Source organism: Thermostichus sp. MS-CIW-15 (genome assembly GCF_054060575.1).
Window position 1 is genome coordinate 1 of record NZ_JBSSDI010000020.1, and the last position, 18957, is coordinate 18957.

Here is an 18957-nt window from a genome sequence, read left to right on the forward strand (position 1 = left end):
TTCAACACAGGCAGATGGCAGACTGTCAACGGGCAAGCGTGGCTGTTGCAGCGATTTTGCTACCACCCGTTGAACCGTTCTGCCAGGCGATAGTTATACTGCCTACGTAGCAGCTGCAGCCATTGCTCCATTAGAGCTATCTGGCTGGTGGTAGGACGCAAGCGGTACTGGTAAGCGGTTCTCATGATGAATGCATTGTACCTGTTGAACGCTCCCGCCTCTCATCCTGACTCTGGCCGGCCCGCCCCCCTACATCCCCCCGTATACGGGGGGACTGGGGGGCTGGGGGGCTGGGATATAGGGGGGTACAGAGCGGGGCTTCCAGGACTACGTCCCGCTAGCGCGAACGGCGGATTAGCTAAAACTTGGCGCAACGTTTTCCCGGCGTCTCCCCTCGCCGCATCCCACCCTAGGTGAAGGTCTTCGGAAAACCTGTCTCCAAAGTCCTTAGGGATCCCCCCCTTTCCCCTACACTCAAGAGGGAGCTACCCTTAAGTTGGGAAATCGTCCAGATGGGCTATCGCCGCCGCGATTGGTTGGCCTACTGGCTGCTCAAGTGGCTGGTGGTCAACCCTTTATTTCGGGGACTGTATTTTGGCCGCACCTATGGCCAGGAAAACGTGCCGCGCCACGGATCCCTGATCATCGTCAGCAACCACGCCAGCCACTTGGATCCGCCGCTGGTGGCCAATGCGGTGCGCCGCCCGGTAGCCTTCATGGCCAAAGAAGAGCTGTTCCAGGTGCCGGTGCTGAAGCAGGTGATCCGGCTCTACGGGGCTTACCCGGTCAAAAGGGGAGGTGCGGATCGCAGCGCCTTGCGGGCCACAGAGGCAGCCCTGGCCCAGGGCTGGGCGGTAGGGATCTTTCTCAACGGCACCCGCACCCCCGATGGCCGCATCCCCCAGCCTCACCTGGGGGCAGCCTTGGTGGCAGCGCGCACCCAGACACCCTTGCTCCCCGTAGCCCTCTGGGGCACCGAGAAGGTGCTGCCCAAGGGATCCCGCTGGCCGCGCTTGTTTTGCCCCATCACGGTGCGCATCGGCAGGCTGATCCCCCCGCCGGCTTCCAGCGACAAAGCTGAGCTGCAGCAGGCAACCGCGGCCTGCGTGGAGGCCATCCATGCCCTCCTGGATCAGGGGCGCTGAGGGGCAATCAGAGTATCTTGAGCAACCAGATACTCGGCCACCGGCTTTCCCCCCAAGATGTGCTCTTGCAGCACCCGCTCTATCACCGGCGGCGTGGCCGAGTGGTACCAGAACCCGCCGGGGTACACCAACAACACCGGCCCAGGAACACCGTAGTTGCAGGCCCGCAGACAATTGGCCTTGGTGCGGTTGACGCGCAGAGGGCCCACGCCCGCCAGCTCCAGGTTCAACTGCTGGATCCGCAGCCTCAGGTATTCCCAGGCTTCCAGCCCCACCGCCTTTTCACAGCACTTGGGCTTGGTCTGGTCGGCGCAGAGGAACAGATGCCAATGGTAAGACGGAATCGGATCCGGCTGAGGTTCTGCAGATGGGCTTGCCGGCGTGGGAAGGGGAGCGGAAAGCTGGGTCATGTGAGGATCCGTGTCTCCTACTGCCACCGAATAATCACTAGATAATTATATGAGTAGTTAAAGAAGACGTCGGGCATCCCGACAAACCTTCTGACCCCTAGGAAATGGGGTAGAGGCCTGGGGATGTGCTGCCCTAGCCTGGATAAAAGGATCCCTCACCTGTCCGGCAATGCTGATCGATGCTCCCCAACAGCGGCTATTTCTCGCCCTCCTTCCCCCACCAGACCTGCAGGAGCAAGTGACCGCCATTAAACAACAGTTTGCCGAGCAATTCGCCAGCCGCGCAGCCCTGCGCTCGCCCCCTCACATCACCCTGGTGCCTCCTTTCGAGTGGCCCACTGCCCAGCTGGCGGCCCTGACAGGATCCCTAGAAGCATTTGCTAAGGAGCAGGCGCCAGTTGCCGTTGAGCTCTGTGGCTTCGGCGCCTTCCCGCCACGGGTTATTTATATTCACGTCGAGCCCTCCCCCGAGCTGCAACAGCTTCAGGCCAAGGCCCAGCGGCACATGAGCCTCCTTCTCAAGCAAGAAGAAGCAACGGCTCCAGCCCGTCCCTTTGTGCCCCACATGACTGTGGCCTTCCGGGATCTCCAGCCGGCCCAGTTCCGCGCCGCCTGGCCGCAGTTCAAGGCTCGCCTCTTCCAGGGATCCTTTCTCGCCTCTGCCCTGACCCTCCTCCTCCATGACGGCAAGCGCTGGCAGGTTTTTGCCGAATTCTCCCTCTCCGCCTCTGAGGGATTGAGGCAGGAAACAACAGCCTACTCAACCCAGTGAGCAGCCATATATTCAGCTAGATCCAGCACCCGCTGCGAGTAGCCCCACTCGTTGTCGTACCAGGCCATCACCTTCACCAGATCCCCGTCCAGCACGCTGGTCATCTCGGCATCCACAATCGCCGAGCAGTCGTGGCCGCGGTAGTCGATGGAGACTAAGGGGATATCGGAGTAGGCAATGATCCCTTTCATCGTGGTCTCTGAAGCGTCCTTGAGAGCCGCGTTCACCTCCTCGGCAATCACGCGCCGCTCCGTTTGCACCACCAAGTCCACCAGCGACACGTTGGGCGTGGGCACCCGTACCGCCACCCCGTTCAGCTTGCCCTTCAGTTCGGGGATCACCAGCGCCACCGCCTTGGCCGCCCCGGTGGTGGTGGGCACCATGCTCAACGCCGCCGCCCGCGCCCGTCGCAGATCGCGGTGGCCGCCATCCAAAATCCGCTGGTCACCGGTGTAGCTGTGGGTGGTGGTCATCGTGGCCCGCAAGACGCCGAACTTGTCCAGCAACACTTTGAGGATGGGGGCAAGGCAGTTGGTGGTGCAACTGGCGTTGCTGACAATGTTGTGCCGCACCGGGTCATAGGTGTGTTGGTTAACGCCATATACAAACGTGGGAATGTCGCCCCCCTTGGCCGGAGCGGTGATCACTACTTTTTTGGCTCCCGCCTCAAGGTGCTTAGAGGCCCCTTGATAGTCTACGAACACCCCTGTAGCTTCAATAACAAGATCCACCTTCCACTCTTTCCAGGGCAGGTTGCTGGGGTTGCGATCGGAAACGGCGTGGATATGCTTGCCGTTAACCAGCAGGCCACCCTCGACGGCCTCCACTTCCGCCCCTTGCAGCGGCCCGAGAATGGAATCGTATTTGAGCAGATGGGCAGCCGTGCGGGCGTCTGATGTGTCGTTGATGGCAACAATATCGAGATTGGACTGGGAGCGACCCAGCCAACACCGCAAAAAGTTGCGACCGATACGACCAAATCCGTTGATGGCTACCCTGACCACTGCTCTTAACCTCGCTGCTTGAAGTGCTTTGGGGCTGCTTAGCACATAATACCGCAACCCCTGGCTATTCTGAAGATAAAATTTGGGATCCCACCGCTTGATTTCTGGCCTCTTTTTTGAGTAGTATCAACTGATATTTAACTTTAGGGATCCCGGCCTGCCTGCAGGGGTTGGCTTTCCTCAAGCGGGGTAGCGCTGCTGCAGCAAGGCCATAGCCGAGGCCACGTTTTCGGCTCCCCGCTGTTCCAGCAGATCCGCGAACATGCTGTCGAGCCAAAAGAGGCGCTCGCCGATGATCTGGGTCCAGGCGCGGTAGAGCTTCAGCTGGACTTCCAGGGGCAATAGGAGCAGCCCCTCGCGGGAGAGGCGCAGGGTTTGCACTTCGGTCAGGCTCACCGCGGTAAAGGAACGTCGCCGTCCCGTCAGCAAGGAAAGTTCCCCAAACACGCGCCCGGCATGCAGCGTGGCCAGCCAATAATCGCCGGGATGGCGCATGTACTGGCGACGCAGCTCCACGATCCCGCTGAGAACTACGTATAGGTCGCTACTGGGATCCCCTTCTTGGAAGATCACCTGGCCGGGGGAAAAGCGGCTGGGCAGTAGGGCAGCCGTCAATGCCTTCCACTCAGCATCTTCCAAAAACTGAAAGAGCAAGTGCTCGCGAACGCGCTCAAACGGATAACGGCTGCTGCTCATCGGGCAAGCGGCTGGAAGTGCTTGGGGCCAGCTCTGTTTCATCCTACCGTCACCCCACGTTTTGGGTAGGAGGGATCCCTGCAAAAGGCTTGGGCGAGACCCAACTGGGCCATTTTCCAACACGTAGAATTTTTGCCGGCCATGGCGCCGGCAGAAGTTCTGTCCAGGCAGGCTGTAGGGGGTTCTCAAAAAAGCCGCAGAAGCTCGGCAGTCATTCCCGGAAAGCGGCAAAGATGTATACAAATCTCAAATGGAGAAAGCTCTCTAGGGATCCCGATCGATGCAGCCTGGCTCAATTGTTTGCTGCCGCCACCGCGAGTGGGTGGTGCTCCCCGCTGATTCCGAAGAAGGGGTAGTGCTGCGGCCCCTTACTGGTACGCCAGAGGATGCGATTCACATTCACCGACAACTGATGAACCTTGTAGGCGGCACCTTGCCCTTTGAGCGCATCGAGCCGGCCTTCTTCCCGCTGCCCTGCGCCGACCGAGTTGCCGATGCTGCAGCCGCCCATCTCCTCTGGCAGGCAGCGCGGCTTATCTTGCGCGAGGGCGCCACTCCCTTTCGCTCGCTGGGGCGCATCTCCATCCGGCCCCGAACCTACCAGTTTGTGCCGTTGCTCATGGCGCTGCGCCTTGATCCGGTGCGGCTGTTTATTGCCGACGACGTGGGAGTGGGCAAGACCATCGAAGCGCTGCTGATAGCCAGAGAACTTCTGGATCGCGGCGAGATCCGGCGCTTTTGTGTCCTTTGCCCGCCTTATTTGTGCGAGCAGTGGGCCAGGGAGCTGGCCGAGAAGTTTCACCTCGAGCCGGTAGTTATCCGCTCGGGGACGGTAGGGCAACTGGAGCGGCAAACCCCGCTGGGACAGAGCCTCTACGAATACTTCCCGGTGCAGGTGGCCAGCATTGATTTTGTCAAAACAGAGCGCAACCGCCCTCAATTTTTACAGTTTTGTCCTGAGCTGGTCATTGCCGACGAAGTGCACGGTGCGGCGGCGGCCAGTTCCGGCAGAGCTCAGCAGGAGCGGCATGCCCTTTTGAGAGCCATTGCCCAAGCGCCCAACCGCCACCTGATTCTGCTGACGGCTACTCCCCACAGCGGCATCCCAGAGGCCTTCCGTTCCTTGCTGGGGCTGCTGCGGCCTGAGTTTGAGGCGTGGGACTTTCAGGATCTCACTGAGAGCCAGCGCCTCGAGCTGGCCCGTCACTTTGTCCAGCGCACGCGGCGGGACATTAAGGAGACCTGGCAAGAAACCGCCTGCTTCCCAAGCCGAGAAGCTGAAGATGAGACCTATGACCTTTCGCCCCGCTACCGCGAGCTGTTTGAGCGCACCTATGCCTTCTGCGCGGAGCTGGTGCGCACCGGCCAGCAGATGGAACAGCGGCGGCGGCGAGTACGCTACTGGGGGGCGCTGGCTCTTTTGCGCTGTGTCATGTCCAGTCCGGCAGCGGCCTTGGCAGCGCTGGCCAATCGCGGTGCAGGCTCCCGGGAGGAAGAAGCTGAAGAGGCCGAGGAGAGCTTTAGCCGCTGGGTGTTCGAGTCAGCAGAAGAGCGTACTGACGACGAATTACCGCTGCCAGCCCTCGAAGCAGCAGATCAAACTCTGCCCGACAGCGACCGCCGCCGGCTGCGCGAGCTCGCCCGCCTGGCTGGTCAACTGCGTGGCGTAGACCAAGACACCAAGCTGGCGCGGGCCATCGAGCTAGTGAAGCGGCTCCTCAAAGAGAGCTTTCACCCCATTCTCTGGTGCCGCTATGTGGCCACGGCGGAGTATCTTGCCGACCACCTTCGACAACACCTGGGATCCGCAACTCAGGTAGCCTGCGTAACCGGCCGCATGGGCGACGAGGAGCGGGAGGCCAAGATTGCGGAAATGGCCGTTGACCAGCCACGGGTGCTGGTGGCCACCGACTGCCTCTCGGAAGGGATCAACCTGCAGGAAAAATTGACAGCCGTCATCCACTACGACCTGCCCTGGAACCCCAACCGGCTGGAGCAGCGGGAGGGGCGGGTGGATCGCTACGGCCAATGGGCCCCCCGGGTCAAGGTCATTCGTTTTTTTGGGCGAGATAACCCTGTGGACGGCGTGGTGCTAAAGGTGCTGCTGGACAAGGCGCGGGAAATTCGCCGCACCCTTGGCCCCCACGTGCCTGTTCCCGAAGCGAGTGAAAGCGTTACCCAGGCGGTACTGGAGGCGCTTTTTTTGCGCCAGGGATCCGGCTCAGGGGAGCGCCAGTTGGAGCTGGATCTGGGGATGGCAGAGGTGAGCCGGTTTCACGCCCGGTGGGATCGCTCTGCCGAGCAGGAGCGGCGCAACCGCACCCGTTTTGCCCAGCGATCCCTCAAGCCTGAAGAAGTGCAGCGGGAACTGGAGGCTACAGACGCCGTGCTGGGGGATCCGCAGGCAGTACAGCAATTTTTTCTCGCTGCCGCCCAGCGCCTGGGCCTGGCCGTGATCCCTGACCGGCAGTCTGGAGTCTTCCAGGTCAACCTCAGCCGAGAGGGCACGGCAACCCTGCCGGAGGCCATTCGTTCAGCCCTGCCCCAGCCCAAGGGTGGACACTGGCGGATTAGCTTTGTCTCCCCCACGCCAGAAGGAGCGGAGTACGTTGGCCGCAACCACCGCCTCATCGCTGCCCTGGCCCACTTTTTGCTGGAGAAGGCTCTAGATAATCCTGAAGAGGCCGTCGTCTCCCGCTGCGGGGTTGTGCGGACGCGGGCTGTGGCCGAGCTCACCACCCTCTTGTTGCTGCGCGTGCGCTACCTGGTGGAGCAGCCGCTGGCTCAGCCTCTGCTGACGGAGGAGGTGCTGGTGCTGGGAGGGGTTGGCCTGGAAAGAGGCGCAGCCCGCTGGCTGGAAACTGGGGCAGCGCTCCAGCTTTTGGCCAAAGCCACGCCAGATGCCAACCTGCCGCTCGCGGAAAAGCAGGAGTTGGTGCAGCATGTGCTAGACAGCCTCAGCCCCTGGCCGCCGACTGCAGAAAACTGGGGCCTAGGACACCCCCTTCAGCAAGGGATCCGGGAGGCCATTTGCCGGCGGGCTGGCGAGCTGGCTGATGCCCACAGGCGCATCCGACAGGCTATCTCCCAGCGCGTGCGCGGGCTGGAGGTTAAGCCGCAGTTTCCCCCGGATCTGCTGGGAATTCTTGTCCTACAACCTCTGCTGTCCAGATGAGCCAATTTCCTGCACTACGCCTTGAAGGGGGCCTCTTGGGGCCGGACATCCTGGAGCAGCTTTTGGCCGGCGAGCTGCCGGGCCAGAAGCCGAGAGACTTTGGGCTAGACGACAAGCGCAGCCTGACCGAGGAGATGGCCAGCGTCTTTGCCGATGCCCGCACCCAGTGGGAAGTTTTCCGCCGTCGGCTGGCCCGTCTGCCAGAAGGGGATCCGGCCACGTCGGTTACCCGCGATGCCTGGGTCATTCCCTTTCTCAGCCTTCTGGGCTACGAGCTGCGCTACAACCAGCGGGCCTACGAGATTGACGGCGCCACCTTTGCCATCTCCCACCGAGCTGGCGAAGCAGAGGACGCTCCGCCGGTGCACATTGTGGGGGTGCGCCAGGAGCTGGGACGGCTGGCTCCTACTGGCAGGCCGCGTCTAGCCCCTCACTCGCTGCTGCAGGAGTATCTCAACCGCAGCGAGCACCTCTGGGGCATCGTCACCAACGGGCTGATCCTCCCCCTGTTGCGAGACAGCACCTTTGTGCGCCGGCAGGCCTATGTGGAGTTTGACCTGCAGCAGATCCTGGAGGAGCAGCGCTTTAACGACTTTGCCATCCTGTTTCGCCTGTTGCACCGCAGCCACCTGCCCCAAAGGGCGGAGCAGGCGCGGGAGTGTTGGCTGGAGAAGTACTACCAGCAAGCTCTGGAACAGGGGGGGCGAGTCCGCGAGCGGCTGCGGGATGGGGTGGAAGAATGCCTCAAGGGCTTGGCCAACGGCTTTCTTGCCCATCCCAAAAACTCCCAACTGCGGGAGCGGCTGGCCTCTTCTGGATTGAACCGCCTCACCCCGGAGGAGTTCTACCGACAACTGCTGCGGCTGGTCTATCGCTTTTTGTTTCTCTTGGTCTCGGAGGAGCGGGGGCTAATTAGCGCCAGCCCCCTCTACCGGGATCACTACGGCGTGGGTCGGCTGCGGCGGCTTTTGGAGCGGCGCAGCGCTTTTACGGAGCATGAGGATCTCTGGTGCAGCCTGCGGGTGCTCTGGCGGGTGCTCTCCCAGGAAGAGCTGGCAAAGCATCTGGGGGCTGCGCCTCTCAACGGCGAGCTGTTTGCCCCTTTGAAGCTGGATGAGTGCAGCCTGAGCAACCGGGATCTGCTGCAGGCCTTCTGGCATCTGGCCTACTACCGAGAAAACGCGACCTCCCCGCCGCGCCGGGTTAACTATGCCGCTCTCGATGTGGAAGAGCTGGGATCCGTCTACGAAAGCCTGCTCGACTACCGGCCCCAGATCTTGTTTACTGCGCAGGCGACGCCTCAGTTTGAGCTCAGCTACGGCTCCGAACGCAAAAGCACCGGCTCCTACTACACCCCGCCAGATCTGGTGGCGGAACTTGTCCGCTCGGCCCTAGAGCCGGTGCTACAGGAGCGGCTGAAGTCTGCAGCCAGCCGCGAGGAAAAGGAACGGGCCATCCTCTCGCTGCGAGTTCTGGATCCCGCCTGTGGCTCTGGACATTTTCTCCTGGCGGCTGCCCGGCGTCTGGGCAAGGAGCTGGCCAAGGTTCGCACCGGGGAAGAGGAGCCTGCCCCTGAGACCGTGCGCGAGGCCATCCGCGACGTGGTGGCCCACTGCATTTACGGCGTGGACAAAAACCCCTTGGCAGTGGAGCTCTGCCGCGTGGCCCTCTGGCTGGAGGCCCATTGTGCCGGCAAGCCGCTTACCTTCCTCGACCACCGCATCAAATGCGGCGACTCGCTGGTGGGGATGTTGGATCTAAAAGTTCTGGACAAGGGCCTTCCCGACGCTGCTTTCGAGGCGGTGAGTGCCCACTCCAGGGAGGCTGCCCGCTCTCTGAAGAGGCGAAATCGCGCCGAGCGCAGGGATTTGGAAACGGGCCAGCTTTCTCTTTCTCTTGAGGCGGACCAAGTGGTGGCCCAGCTCAGCCAGGAGCTCCAGCAGCTCGAAGCCATCCAGGACGACTCGCCAGCCAACGTACGCCGCAAGCAGGAGCTCTACACTCGCTACTGTCAAAACCCAGAACACCAGAAACTGACAGAAGCCTGCAACCTCTGGACGGCGGCTTTTTTCCAGCACTTGACTTCAGACTTCTCGGCGGCCATTACCACGAAAGCAGTCAGCGAGCGGCTGCAAAATCGAGCCAACTCCCGCGCTCTGGCCACCGCCGTAGCCCTGGCCTGCGAGCAGTACTTCTTCCACTGGCCGCTGGAGTTCCCGGAGGTGTTTCACCTTACCCCCTCGCCCAACGCCTTGGGAGAGGGGGGCCAGGGGGGTGAGGGCGGCTTCGACATCATCCTCGGCAACCCGCCCTGGGAGCGCATCAAATTGCAGGAAGAAGAGTTCTTCGCCGTCCGCGACCCGCAGATTGCCCGCGCCGCCAACGCCGCCGCCCGCAAACGGCTGATCGCCGCCCTGCCGCAGACCAACCCTGCCCTGTGGGAAGCCTATCAGCGCGCCCTGCATGCCGCCGAAAGCGCCAGTCGCTTCCTGCGCGGCAGCGGACAATACCCCCTCACCGGCCGCGGGGACATCAACACCTACTCGGTCTTTGCCGAGCGCGTGCGAAGCCTCCTTAACTCTAAGGGACAAGCCGGCCTCATCGTCCCCACCGGCATCGCCACCGACGCCACCAACCAATTCTTCTTCGCCGACCTGGTGGAAAAGGGGCAGCTAGTTAGCCTGTTTGATTTTGAAAACCGCGAAGCGCTCTTCCCCGGCGTACATCGCAGTTACAAATTCTGCCTGCTCACCCTCACCGGCGGCCGCACCCCAACCGACGCCACTACCTTCACCTTCTTCGCCACCCATGCCGATCACCTGCGCGACCCGCGTCGCGTTTTCACCCTCACAGCGGACGACATTGCCCGCATCAACCCCAACACCCGCACCCTGCCGGTCTTCCGTACCCGGCAAGATGCCGACCTGACCCGCGCCATCTATCAGCGCGTGCCGGTGTTGGTTAACGAACACACGGGAGAAAACTCTTGGGGCGTGCGCTTCCTGCGCATGTTCGATATGTCCAACGACTCGCACCTCTTCCGCACCCGTGCAGAGCTGGAAAAGCAAGGTTACCGGCTGGTGGGGAATGTGTTTGTGCCCTCACCCCCTAGCCCCCTCTCCCACGCTGCGGGAGAGGGGGGAAGGATCGCAGCCCCCGACCTCTCTTCTCGCGCTGCGGGAGAAGGAGGGTACGAATTACCCAAGGCCAGCCAGGAACTGATTGCCAGGGCGCGGCAGTTGCGTCGCGAGGCGACGACCGCCGAAAGCCTGCTCTGGGAATTGTTGCGTGACCGTCGGCTGCTAGGCCGAAAATTCCGACGTCAACATCCGATTGGACAATTCATCGCTGACTTTTTCTGTGACGATGCCCGCCTGATCATTGAGATAGATGGCGCCGTGCACCGTGAACCCACTCAGCAGGAACGCGACCGTTTGCGGGAGGAAATCCTGCGCGAACATGGCTTTGCCATTCTGCGCTTTACCAATGACCAGATACTCGACCGCACAGAACAAGTCCTCCAAGAAATTGCTGCCTATGTCACTGCCCATTCCTACGAGCATCCTTCTCCCCTCTCCCAAAGCCTTGGGAGAGGGGCCGGGGGTGAGGGCTACCTCCCCCTCTACGAAGCCAAGATGATCTGGCACTATGACCACCGCTACGGGACGTATGAGGGCGTGCGCGACCGGAGCAGCACCCAACTGCCCACGCCTGATGAGCACCAGCACGCCGACCCGCACTTCGTCGTCCAGCCCTGGTACTGGGTGCGGGCCGAAGAAGTCGCAGCCCGCCTGGGCGAGTGGCAACGCGGCTGGCTGCTGGGCTTCCGGAATGTGGCACGTTCTACGGATGAGCGCACCGCCATCTTCAGCCTGCTGCCCAGGGTGGGGGCGGGACATAAAGCACCCCTTATCTTCTCTGAATCCCAATCTGCTGTGCTTGTTACAGCATGGTTGGCAAATTTCAGCAGTCTGGTCTTGGATTTTGTCACTCGCCAGAAAATTGGCGGTACTTCGCTTGGATTCTTCATCCTCCGCCAACTCCCCGTCCTGCCGCCGGATGCCTACACCCCCGAGGATTTGCGCTTCATCGTCCCGCGCGTGCTGGAGCTGGTCTACACCTCCTGGGACATGAAACCCTTCGCCGACGACGTATGGCGAGAGGCAGACGAAGGATTGCGGGCTGTGATTAGACCTCACCCCCCGACCCCCTCGCCCGCAGCACTGGGTGAGGGCTTCCCCTTCCCGCCGTTCACCTGGAACGAGGAACGCCGCGCCATCCTCCGCGCTGAACTGGATGCGTACTACGCCCGGCTCTACGGCCTCACCCGCAAGCAACTGCGCTACATCCTCGACCCGGCGGATTTGACCGAACGCGAACTGGAAGACATACTCGACCCGCGGGAAGAGGTGGCAGACCCGCTCGACCCGGCTGGCTACGCTACCCGCGCTGCTGCTAGCACCTTCCCCGGCGAAACCTTTCGCGTGCTGAAGGAGAAGGAGATACGTCAATACGGCGAATACCGCACCCGGCGGCTGGTGCTAGAGGCATGGGAGAAGCTGGCGCAACACTAATTTTTTCATTATGCGTAAACAGGGGAGCTTCCCATGCGGACTAACGTTGTCTTGGATGACGAGCTGATCGAGTTGATCGAGCGGGCTCGCCAGCTAACCGGCCTCAAGACCAGGCGCGAGATAATTCACGAAGCGCTGCGCACCCTCATTCGGCTCTACGAGCAAGCCGAGATCCGCAACTTACGCGGCAAGTTGAAATGGGAGGGAGATCTGCACGAGCAACGCCTCTCCTCTCCCTAAGATCTCCCAGCCCAAGCCTCAGGGCGATCCTCTTGCAGTCGCTAGAACACCTGCTAGGCTTAACCTAGCCAAAATGGCTTTGGAGAGCCCCGATGGCCACCATTTTTGACCTGCACGAGAGGGTTCTAAAGGACTACGCCAATTTCGTCCGCTCCTTTTTTCTCATTGCCGACCCACGGGCACAGGCGTTTGTAGACCAAGCTCTGGAAGAAGGGATCCACCTCTGGCCAGAGCCGCTTGTGCAGCTTAGCCCTGCCTACGTAGCCGGCCCAACCGTTGATGAGTTGGCTGAAACGGGGCGGATTGCTGAAGAAACAGCCCGCATCTTCCGCTCTGAGGACGGCAGACCCTTTCGTCTCTACCGCCACCAAGAGGAGGCCATCGCCAAAGCCTTGGCCGAGGAAAGCTTTGTGGTAACCAGCGGCACCGGTTCCGGCAAAAGCCTCTGCTATTTCCTACCCATCATCGACAACTGGATCCGCCAGGGGGGATCCGTGGGCCAGGTAACGGCCCTGGTGGTCTATCCCATGAACGCTCTGGTGAACTCCCAGTACCAGTCTTTACAAACTCTGCGCGAGCGCTACGAGCGCGCCTACCATCGCCCCTTTCCGCTGCGCTTTGCCAAATACACCGGCGAAACCGAGGAAAGCGAGCGGGAAAACCTGCGGCGGGATCCACCCCAGCTCCTGCTGACTAACTACGTGATGGCCGAGCTACTGTTGGTGCGCCCCGAAGATCAGCGCTTCCTCAGCCCCAACGGCCTGCGCTTTCTGGTCTTTGACGAGCTGCACACCTACCGGGGTCGGCAGGGGGCCGACGTGGCCATGCTGGTTCGCCGCCTCAAGGGACGCTGCGCCGCCAAGAACCTGGTGCACATTGGCACCAGCGCCACCATGATCTCCCGCCCCGAGGCCAGTGCCCTGGAGCGCCGCCAGACCGTGGCCGACTTCGCCAGCCGCTTCTTTGGCCATCCCTTCACACCGGAGCAGATTATCGAGGAGACCCTGGCCCCTTTGAGCGAAGGTGGCCCGCCTTCACCTGAAGAGCTCAAACCCGCCCTCGATCCCCCCTGGCCCACCGACCTAGCTAGCCTGCGCCGCCACCCCTTGATGCGCTGGTTGGAGTACGAGCTGGGCCTAGAGTTAAGTCCCGACGGCATCAAGCGCCGCGTGCCCAGGGAGCTCTCCGAGGTGGCCGCCCAACTGGCCCAACTGACCGGCACCGCTAGCGAAAACTGTGCGGCAACGCTGCGCCAGTTCCTTGCCCACGCCAGCAGCCTCAAAGACGACCGCAGCCGAGGAGTGGCCTTCAAGCTGCACCAGTTTATCTCCCAGGGCCGCACCCTCTACGCCACCCTGGAGAGTCGGGAAAAGCGGCAATTTTCCCTAGAAGGGCAGATGCAGGCGGGGGAGGGCAAGCTCTTTTTCCCCGTCAAGTTCTGCCGCCAGTGTGGGCAGGACTACTACCACGTCCTCAAGTCCAGGGATCAGTTCCTGCCCTATCCCGTGGGAGAAGAGGTAGAGCAGGACGAAGACCAGCAAGCCGGTTACCTGAGCTTGGATCCTCTTGACAACGAGTGGTCGCTGGAGCAGATCCCCGAAGACTGGTACACCCCTGAGGGCAGACTCAGGTCCGACTGGGGAAAGCGCGTCCCCCAAGCCGTCTGGGTGCGCCCGGATGGCTCCTTTTCCGAGTACCCCCAGGCGGAGGCGCAGAAGATGTGGTGGCAGCCCCACCCCTTTTCCCTGTGCCTGGCCTGCGGCGAGTACTACAGTGAGCGGGAGCGGGAGTTCGCCAAGCTGGCTTCCCTCTCCAGCGAAGGCCGCTCCAGCGCCACCACCATCCTTGCCACCTCCCTGCTGCGCCATGCCGAGCAAACCCAGGCCGCTTGCAGCAAGCTGCTGACTTTTACCGACAACCGCCAGGATGCCTCCCTGCAGGCCGGCCACTTCAACGATTTTGTGCATGTGGCCCTTCTGCGGGCCTCGCTCTATGCTGCCCTCCTCAAGAAAAAAGAGCTGGGCTTTGACGAGGTGGCCCAGGAAGTGGTGCGGGCTTCTGGCCTGGAGCTTGCCGACATTGCCCAAAACCCGGCTTTGGACCCTGCCTCGCCCAGTGCCGAGGAAGTGTGGCAGACCTTTAGCGAGCTAACCGAGTACCGGCTCTATGAAGATCTGCGGCGCGGCTGGCGGGTTACCCACCCCAACTTGGAACAGGTGGGCCTGCTGAAAATCGAGTACCGCGGCCTCGGGGAGCTCTGCCAAAATTCAGCCCTGGCTTCCCTTCACCCCTGGTTTGCCCAAGCCAGCCCTGAGGAGCAAGAGCAACTGCTGCGGGCTCTGTTGGATCGGTTTCGGCGCCAATTGGCCATCGATGTGCCCGTGCTCAAGGCAGAGCCCCAGAGAAGGCTGCGCCGGCGCGCCCAGCAATATCTCAATGAGTTTTGGGGCCTGGAAGAGCATGAGGAGTTGCGGACGGCTCGCTGCTTTGGCCAGAACCCTTCCCGGGAAAACGGGCAAATGCTCAGCCTGGGCCGCCGCAGCACCATTGGTCGCTTCCTCTGCAGGCGCCTTGATCTGAACCAAGAAGCCTACGACAGGTTTTTGGAGTCCCTGCTGTCTCTCCTGGTCAGCCAGGGCCTGCTACGGCGCCACGTGGAAAATGGCCAGGTAGCCTACCAGCTAGACGCCGGCTGTCTGCGCTGGTGTCTGGGGGATGGCCTGCCGCCGCCGGATCCTCTGTATTCCCGCAGCGCCCAGCAGGAGGGCTACACCTCTGTCCGCCGTCCCATCAACCCCTTCTTTCAGGAGCTCTACCGAGCCGGGGCAGCAGGGCTAGGATCCCTGGAAGCCAGAGAGCACACCGCCCAGGTGGTCCAGCCGGGGGAGCGGGAGCGGCGAGAGAGACGCTTCCGCAATGAGCCCGGGGAGCGCCGCCTTCCCTACCTCATTTGCTCTCCCACCCTAGAGCTGGGGGTCGACATTGCCGATCTGGATCTGGTGCACCTGCGCAACGTTCCCCCAACGCCAGCCAACTACGCCCAGCGCAGCGGTCGGGCCGGTCGCCAGGGGCAGCCGGGGCTCATCCTCAGCTACTGCGGCGCCTTCAACAGCCACGACCAGTACTACTTTCGCCGCCGGGCCGAAATGGTGGCTGGACGAGTGCGACCTCCCCGCCTGGACTTGGCCAATGAGTCGCTGCTGCGGGCCCACATCCACGCCGTCTGGCTAGCCCAGGTGCGCTTGCCCTTGGGCAACTCCATCGAAACGGTCATCGACTCAGCTCGGCCAGAGCTGCCCCTGCGGGAAGAGGTAGTTGCCTCCATTCAGCTAGGGGAGGCGGCGCGCCAAGAGGTGGCGGAGCGGGTGGAAGCGCTCTTGGCTGCTGACCGGGAAGTGCTAGAGCGCAGCGGCTGGTTTAGCCGGCGCTGGATCCAGCAGGTTATTGAAGAGGCCCCCCGCGCCTTTGACCGCGCTTTTGACCGCTGGCGGGAGCTCTATCGGGCCGCCACGCAACAGCTAGAAGCCGCCAACCAGCAACTGCAGACGGCTCGCCGCCGGGAAGACCAGCAGGAAGCCAGGCGCCGCCAGCAGGAGGCTCTGCGCCAGCGGAACCTGCTGTTGCAAATCGATACCCAGCGGGAGGAAAGCGACTTCTACCCCTACCGCTACTTAGCCAGCGAGGGGTTCCTGCCCGGCTACAACTTCCCTGCCTTGCCCGTGCGCGCCTGGGTGCCCCGCGGCAGCGAAGGGGAGTTTATCGCCCGGCCCCGGTTTTTGGCCATTCGCGAGTTTGCCCCCCACAACTTCCTCTACCACGAGGGCTGCCAGTGGGAATCGGTGGCCTTTCAGGCTCCGCCCGGCGGCCTGGAGGAGCGCAAAAGCAGCCACAAGCTCTGCTTTAGCTGTGGGGCCTTTGGGGATCCCTCCCTCGACCGCTGTCCGGTCTGCGGCAGTCAGTTCGATGGGCAAAACAGCCTCTTTACCCAGCTTCTGGAAATGCCCAATGTGCGCATGCGGCGGCGGGATCGCATTACTGCCGACGAAGAAGAGCGGCGGCGACAGGGATACGAGCTGCAGACTTTCTTTCAGTTTGCTCCCGAAAGTTCGGGCTACCGCGTCCAGGAAGCCGACGTGCTAAGGGGCGAAACTCCCTTGCTGCAGTTGCGCTATGCCCCAGCCGCCACGCTACTGCGCATCAACTCCGGCTGGCGGGGCAGTGGGGGGCGAGGTTTCCTGGTCAACTTTGACAACGGCGAAGTCCCTTCTCGAGCTCAGCTGGAGGGCCGTAGAGCCAGCTCGTCTAGCCAGATGTCCTTGCAGCCCATCCGCCTGGCAGTGCGCGCTACCCAAAACCTCTTGCTGGTGCGGCTGGTTCAGCCCAGCCTGGGGAATCTGCAGGCCCTAGAAACGACCCTGCGCTATGCCCTCAAGCGGGGAATCGAGGAGACCTTTGAGCTGGAGGAGACGGAGCTGGCGGCCGAGTCCATTGGCCAGGGATCCCATCGCGCCATCCTCCTCTACGAGACCGCCGAAGGGGGAGCTGGCGTTCTGCGGCGGCTGGTGGAAGAGCCCCATGCCCTTGCCGAGGTGGCCCAAGTGGCTCTGGAGATCTGCCACTTCCAGCTTTCGGAAGAGGGGATCCAAGATCGGCGACCGGAGTGCCGGGCAGCCTGCTACGAGTGCCTGCTCAGCTATGCCAACCAAAGGGAGGCGTTGGAACTCGACCGATACAAGATTCGAGATCTTCTGGGGGAGCTGGCCAACAGCCGCACCGAGCTGCGCTCCCTGGGCCGCTCCCGCCAGGAGCACCTGGAGTGGCTGCGCCAGCTCATCGATCCCCGCTCGGAACTGGAGCGCCGCTTCCTGGAGCTGCTGGCCGAAGGGGGCTATCGCCTTCCCGATGAGGCCCAGAAAGCCCTCGCCGAGCCCCGCTGCGTGGCCGACTTCTTCTACGATCCCAACATCTGCATCTTCTGCGACGGCGCAGTGCACGACGATCCCGCCCAGGCTGCCCAGGATCGCCAACTGCGCTCTCAGCTTTTGGGGCACGGCTACCGAGTAATTGCCCTGCGCTACGACCAAGACCTGCGGGAGCAACTGGCTCGCTACCCAGAGGTGTTTGGCAAGGGCAACTAATCCTGCTGGTGGGAAAACAGGTAAGCTCCCACCAGGGCCAGGATGGCCGCCAACCCTGCCAGCACCGCCACGGTGTACCAAGGGAACTCCGCCAGGGGCTGGTAGGCGGCTGCCCGCATGCCGATGCTGGCGTAGGAAAGGGGCAGGCAATAGACCAAGACCTCCAGGTAACTTGGCAACTGACTGGGATCAAAAAACGTGGCCCCCAGAAAGGACATGGGCGTAATCAGAAAGTTAGTCAGCACCCCCACACTCTCCAGGCTGGGCACCTTCAAGCCGGCGATTACCCCAATGCCGGCAAAGACGGCGCAATCCAAAAGCAGCACCAGCAGCGACAGGGGATGGAGCAGGCCCCAAGCACCGGTGCCCAGCACCCCCACCGCCAACACCCCCAAAGCCGTGAGCAAGCCGCGGACAATGCCCGCCAGCACCTTGCCCAAATGCAGCGCCAGCGGGTGTACCGGCAGCAACAGCAATTCCTCAAAGCTTTTGGTAAACAGCCGCGATCCGCAAATGGAGAAGGTGGTGCCGGCAAAGCTGATGGTCATGGCCGAAAGAGCCACCATCCCCGGCAAAATGAAGCGCAAGTAAGAACCGGCTGCGGTGGTTCCGGCCACGTCGGCCAAAGCCTCGGCCCGCAGGGATCCACCCAGCCCCACCCCAAAGGCGACGATGTAGATGAGGGGGGCCACCAGCCCCGAAGCCACCACCTGCCAGACCCGCCCGCGCAGATCCAGCCAGTCGCGCCAGAAGATGGTTAAACTGTCTTCCCAGATTTGCCGATAGGGTCGGTGCAAGGCCTGGTTCAGCATAGATCTTCCTCTTGCCAGCGCAGCTAGTAGCCGTAGTAGTTGGAGCGCCACGACCGCCACCAGGCCACCGGCAGCGCCAGCGCCTTGCTCAGGGTAGACACATAGGCGCGGGTGCGAAACACCTGGTAGTGGTTGCGCTCAATGGCGTTGAGGATCTGCCGGTAGAGCATCAGAGATGCCGCCACCGGCCAGCGGGAGTCCGGCTGCAGCGTGGGGATCCCCCGTTCCGCTTGGGCATAGAGCTCTCGAGCCCGCCGGATCTCGTAGTCCATCAGGGCCATCCAGCGCTCGTCGATGACGTAGTTAAACAGATCCCGCTCCGAGTAGTTGAAGCGGCGCAGATCCTCTAGAGGGAGGTAGATCCGCCCGCGGCGGGCATCTTCCCCCACATCGCGCAAGATGTTGGTCAGTTGCATGGCGATCCCCAGCGCCACCGCCTCCTCGCGGCCATCCCGGCCCGGCACAAACCCCATGATCTCCGAGCACATCAGGCCCACTACCCCGGCCACCCGGTAGCAGTAGACCCGCAGCTCTTCCCAAGTGGCATAGCGCCGAATGTCCAGATCCATGCTCTGCCCCCGCAGCATCTCGCGGAAGGGCTCAATCGAGAGGCGGTAGGTGCGGATGGTGTGGATGAGGGCCAGGTCGGTGGGAACTTGCGGCTCCCCCCCCTGGAACAAAGATTCCAGGTGGGATCCCCACTGCTCCAGCTTGCTGCGGGTGACCTCCACCTCAGCCTGGCTGGCCTCCAGCCCGTCCAGCAGCTCGTCCGTCTGTCGCAGCCAAGCATAGATAGCCCAGATGGCCCGCCGCTTAGGTCGGGGCAGGAGCAGGGATCCCAAATAGAACGTCTTGGCGTGCTTGGCCGTAATCTGGCGACAGAGGGCAAAAGATTGCTCCAGCGGACTCATCGGGCTTATCTCCAGGGGCGCGGGGCCAGATGGGGACAGCGAGGGCACATCTCAACACTACGGGAAAGCGGACAGGCTGG

Annotated in this window: 11 protein-coding genes and 1 pseudogene; 6 read left to right on the top strand and 6 right to left on the bottom strand. The window is 62.4% G+C overall.

Going from position 1 to position 18957, the window contains the following annotated elements:
- Positions 1-62: 62 nt before the first annotated feature.
- Positions 63-185: pseudogene (locus tag ACVW0R_RS08670) on the bottom strand (helix-turn-helix domain-containing protein); the annotation flags it as partial.
- A gap of 327 nt (positions 186-512) precedes the next feature.
- Between ACVW0R_RS08670 and ACVW0R_RS08675 the strand changes: the two are divergent.
- Complete coding sequence (locus ACVW0R_RS08675; protein ID WP_011429237.1) at positions 513-1145, top strand: lysophospholipid acyltransferase family protein; 633 nt, start codon at positions 513-515, stop codon at positions 1143-1145.
- Here the strand turns inward: ACVW0R_RS08675 and ACVW0R_RS08680 are convergent.
- Positions 1133-1555 carry a (2Fe-2S) ferredoxin domain-containing protein gene (locus ACVW0R_RS08680; protein ID WP_011429236.1) on the bottom strand — a complete coding sequence of 141 codons (423 nt, stop codon included), beginning with the start codon at positions 1553-1555 and terminating at the stop codon, positions 1133-1135. The two genes, ACVW0R_RS08675 and ACVW0R_RS08680, sit on opposite strands and share 13 nt — an antisense overlap.
- A 169-nt stretch (positions 1556-1724) precedes the next feature.
- Between ACVW0R_RS08680 and ACVW0R_RS08685 the strand changes: the two genes are divergently transcribed.
- On the top strand, positions 1725-2327 hold the full coding sequence (locus tag ACVW0R_RS08685) for a 2'-5' RNA ligase family protein (protein ID WP_011429235.1): 603 nt from the start codon (positions 1725-1727) through the stop codon (positions 2325-2327).
- On the opposite strand, the gene gap is transcribed toward ACVW0R_RS08685, so the two are convergent.
- Complete coding sequence (gene gap, locus ACVW0R_RS08690; protein WP_011429234.1) at positions 2312-3331, bottom strand: type I glyceraldehyde-3-phosphate dehydrogenase; 1020 nt, start codon at positions 3329-3331, stop codon at positions 2312-2314. The genes ACVW0R_RS08685 and gap overlap by 16 nt on opposite strands.
- A 180-nt stretch (positions 3332-3511) precedes the next feature.
- Entirely contained in the window at positions 3512-4027 is a 516-nt protein-coding gene (locus ACVW0R_RS08695; protein ID WP_457501922.1) for a cyclic nucleotide-binding domain-containing protein, read from the bottom strand.
- Between the two features lie 280 nt (positions 4028-4307).
- On the opposite strand from ACVW0R_RS08695, the gene ACVW0R_RS08700 reads away from it, so the two are divergent.
- The 4 genes from ACVW0R_RS08700 (at position 4308) to ACVW0R_RS08715 (ending at position 17154) form a co-directional block, all read left to right on the top strand.
- The gene (locus ACVW0R_RS08700) at positions 4308-7202 is read left to right on the top strand and encodes a helicase-related protein (protein WP_457501923.1); all 2895 of its coding nucleotides are present in this window, start codon (positions 4308-4310) and stop codon (positions 7200-7202) included.
- The gene (locus ACVW0R_RS08705; protein WP_457501924.1) at positions 7199-11776 is read left to right on the top strand and encodes a DUF559 domain-containing protein; all 4578 of its coding nucleotides are present in this window, start codon (positions 7199-7201) and stop codon (positions 11774-11776) included. Before ACVW0R_RS08700 ends, ACVW0R_RS08705 begins: the two co-directional genes overlap by 4 nt.
- Before the next feature lie 33 nt (positions 11777-11809).
- On the top strand, positions 11810-12016 hold the full coding sequence (locus ACVW0R_RS08710) for a type II toxin-antitoxin system VapB family antitoxin (RefSeq protein ID WP_099887262.1): 207 nt from the start codon (positions 11810-11812) through the stop codon (positions 12014-12016).
- A gap of 92 nt (positions 12017-12108) precedes the next feature.
- Positions 12109-17154, top strand: a complete 5046-nt coding sequence (locus ACVW0R_RS08715; RefSeq protein WP_457501925.1) for a DEAD/DEAH box helicase — start codon at positions 12109-12111, stop codon at positions 17152-17154.
- Here ACVW0R_RS08715 and ACVW0R_RS08720 read toward each other — a convergent pair.
- Both ACVW0R_RS08720 and ACVW0R_RS08725 read right to left on the bottom strand, forming a co-directional pair.
- The gene (locus ACVW0R_RS08720) at positions 17151-17966 is read right to left on the bottom strand and encodes an ABC transporter permease (RefSeq protein WP_457501926.1); all 816 of its coding nucleotides are present in this window, start codon (positions 17964-17966) and stop codon (positions 17151-17153) included. The two genes, ACVW0R_RS08715 and ACVW0R_RS08720, sit on opposite strands and share 4 nt — an antisense overlap.
- 23 nt (positions 17967-17989) lie before the next feature.
- A complete protein-coding gene (locus tag ACVW0R_RS08725; RefSeq protein ID WP_041438059.1) occupies positions 17990-18877 on the bottom strand; it encodes a phytoene synthase in 888 nt (295 codons plus the stop codon).
- Positions 18878-18957: the final 80 nt, after the last annotated feature.

Coding starts and splice junctions, on each gene's coding strand:
- ACVW0R_RS08725 (WP_041438059.1), bottom strand. CDS start 18,877: ATGAGTCCGCTGGAGCAATCTTTTGCCCTCTGTCGCCAGATTACGGCC.
- ACVW0R_RS08705 (WP_457501924.1), top strand. CDS start 7,199: ATGAGCCAATTTCCTGCACTACGCCTTGAAGGGGGCCTCTTGGGGCCG.
- ACVW0R_RS08700 (WP_457501923.1), top strand. CDS start 4,308: ATGCAGCCTGGCTCAATTGTTTGCTGCCGCCACCGCGAGTGGGTGGTG.
- ACVW0R_RS08685 (WP_011429235.1), top strand. CDS start 1,725: ATGCTGATCGATGCTCCCCAACAGCGGCTATTTCTCGCCCTCCTTCCC.
- ACVW0R_RS08710 (WP_099887262.1), top strand. CDS start 11,810: ATGCGGACTAACGTTGTCTTGGATGACGAGCTGATCGAGTTGATCGAG.
- ACVW0R_RS08675 (WP_011429237.1), top strand. CDS start 513: ATGGGCTATCGCCGCCGCGATTGGTTGGCCTACTGGCTGCTCAAGTGG.
- ACVW0R_RS08695 (WP_457501922.1), bottom strand. CDS start 4,027: ATGAGCAGCAGCCGTTATCCGTTTGAGCGCGTTCGCGAGCACTTGCTC.
- ACVW0R_RS08720 (WP_457501926.1), bottom strand. CDS start 17,966: ATGCTGAACCAGGCCTTGCACCGACCCTATCGGCAAATCTGGGAAGAC.
- ACVW0R_RS08680 (WP_011429236.1), bottom strand. CDS start 1,555: ATGACCCAGCTTTCCGCTCCCCTTCCCACGCCGGCAAGCCCATCTGCA.
- ACVW0R_RS08715 (WP_457501925.1), top strand. CDS start 12,109: ATGGCCACCATTTTTGACCTGCACGAGAGGGTTCTAAAGGACTACGCC.